Below are 2,635 nucleotides of genomic sequence, written 5' to 3'. Positions count from 1 at the left end.
AGTTGAAATCTATTGTTTGCTTCATTTAAGAAGCTTGTTTCATTAACGTTGCTTGTTCAGTTTTCAAGGTTCATTGCGTCGTTTATGTGACAACTCTTATATCTTATCACTCTTAGAATGTTATGTCAACATTTATTTTAAAATGTTTTTTCGATATTCGTTGTCGTCCTTGCGACTTATAATAATATATCATGATATTATTCACTTAGCAATAGTTTTTTATAATTTTTTTTGATTTAGTATAATTAATATATATATTTGCGTTTCTATCACCAACTAAGTCAAGCTCAGTATAATATTCCCCCATATATAACAACCTTACTATTTAACCTTGTCTTGCAAAGAAGTTATGAAAAAGGTAATTCCCCCTTTCAAAATTACATCTCGAGTATGCCCAGAAGTATTACAATTACTAGTAACTAAAACCTTTTTCATATTTAAAGTTTCTGATTTCTCCAATGGTAAATACGAGAGTAGAATTAATATTAACATTCTAATATTGTAACTTTTTTTCAGAAATCATATATATATTTTATAAATAAATAGAAAAAGAGGAAATTAATATGACACCTATTGAAGATCAAAAATAAAAAAATAGGGGAGGTTCTGAATTCCATGAAGCTATAGACTACTTGTTGCTGAGAAAAAAGTAAGTTTCGTATGTTGGATCCGAAAAGATTTATACTTTTTGTATAAATTGCGGGGAAGTCCAATCAATTCGCCTCACCGATTCCAAAGTTTTTAAAAAGTACAAATGGAAACAGGGGCCTTTTTAAATATTTTAGAAACGCCTCTTATCATAAATTAACACAAGTTAAATGAGCCAGTGCCCTTTCAATTCCCTCAAATTTTTTAAATGAGCTTCTCGTTTTAATATTCCCAAAAAATTTCTGCACGCTTGAATGGATATTTAATCTCTTCTTCTGAACATCCAAGCTTCTCATAACACTGACCGAGATAATAATAGAAGTTCATCTTTATAAGATTTCATATCGTAAGTAGTTTTTACTTCAGTCATTTTCTGTTTCAGAATTAAGTTCATTGCTGGCTAGATTATATACCTTCTCTACCTTAATTAAAATTCACCGTTAATTTTGAAAAAAACTGTTTAGTTAACTTATAGTACATCTTTTCGTTCTCTTTTTTAAAAAATTGGTATAAAACCGAACCATTAAGAATAGAAAAAAGTAGAGAAGTAATTTTAGCAATGCATAGAATAGAAAAATTCCCCGTAGAACAGGAGAGAAGAAAAGTGGAACAAACGATTTCGATAGAAAAACGTATTAAAGAAATTTTTGCAGATGACCCGTTATATTTAGTAATTAAAGAAACACCAACTGAACAATTCTTTTTATCGGAACCTTATTTGTCCGACCTCATTGAAAAAAAATACTATTCAACACCTGAAGTAGCCAGCTGGTTTAATGTCACTGACGCACAGATACGTTACTATATTAAACCGTTTGAAGAGTATCTCTTTGATGATGAAGCCTCAAATCCAACTACAGCATCTGTTATTCGTTTAGATTTTAAAGCGGTTATAAAACTGCGTATGATTTTGCTATTAAAAGACGAGTATCGTGTAAAAGGGTTAAAGCAGCTGTTACGTATTAATAAAGATGGCCATATTATCAAAAAAAGAACTCCGTCCTCAACAGAAGTTGGGATGGCCGACAATATTGAATACAGACTCAATGCCATGAGCCAAGCACTGGAGCAGATTATGAAGACAGGTTTGTTTAAAATGGAACAAGACGAAGATACTGAACAAATGCAGTTAAGTTTAAATTATGATTTTTTTAAACAGGAAATCAAAGCTCTCCCTCCAGAACCTACACAGGAATTGGAGGAGATCCAAGAAGCTACGAAAAAACTTGAACAGGAAAATGCTGAATTGAAAAAGAAAGTCGAGGAAATCATGGCTTCGAATAAAGAAGATATTGCAATTCGTATTAGGGAAAAGGCAATTGAACAAATTGTACTCAACCGTTTGCAAAATGAAGCAGTACAGCATTTTTCGCAACAAAGAAAACCAACCCTTTTCCAGAAACTTTTCCGTTCTGCTCAAATGGAAGTAGATAAGAAGCTGTATATCGCAGCTTATATCGAAGAAAAGTTTCCAAAACAATTATCCCAGGCACTACTTGAATACCATGAACAATCTATAAGTTACCAAAATGAATAATCTAAACGCTTCCTTCCATAAGGGAGCGTTTTTACTTTGAAAATGACTTTATATAAGTTTTATATTAAAACATAATCTATGTGTGTAATTAATAAATTACAAAGCAGAAAAATTATTTCCATTCTACTATTCCCCGTATTCTCTCAGGTTTCTTATTACAGCGAATTTGAGAAAAAATCGAATGCTGTTAATTTTATTTTCTCTCTCAGGGAAATCACGGACTGATTTATATAGAGAACTAAGTGGGGGAAAGTTTATAAACGGAACCTAGGATTATAAAAGTAATTCATATCCCACACGATTCTCGATGTTGAATATTAAAATGAACAAGTTAAACTCGTATTTAATTTAAACGACAAAAAACCCACTGATTACTCAGTGGGTTTTACATGTGCGAAGCGACGTCCTACTCTCACAGGGGGAAGCCCCCAACTACCATCGGCGCTAAAG

General features: G+C 32.0%; 1 protein-coding gene. It reads left to right on the top strand.

Features of this window, described 5'->3' with window-relative positions; genetic code table 11:
* Positions 1–1,252: 1,252 nt before the first annotated feature.
* Positions 1,253–2,185 carry a DNA primase gene (locus ACQKN3_RS20125; RefSeq protein ID WP_427714383.1) on the top strand — a complete coding sequence of 311 codons (933 nt, stop codon included), beginning with the start codon at positions 1,253–1,255 and terminating at the stop codon, positions 2,183–2,185.
* The last annotated feature ends 450 nt before the right edge of the window (positions 2,186–2,635 follow it).

It is taken from the genome of Solibacillus sp. NPDC093137 (genome assembly GCF_050280445.1).
Lineage (GTDB): Bacteria > Bacillota > Bacilli > Bacillales_A > Planococcaceae > Solibacillus > Solibacillus isronensis_B.
Note: the sequence above shows the minus strand (reverse complement) of the source record. Positions and strands in the feature narration are given on the sequence as shown.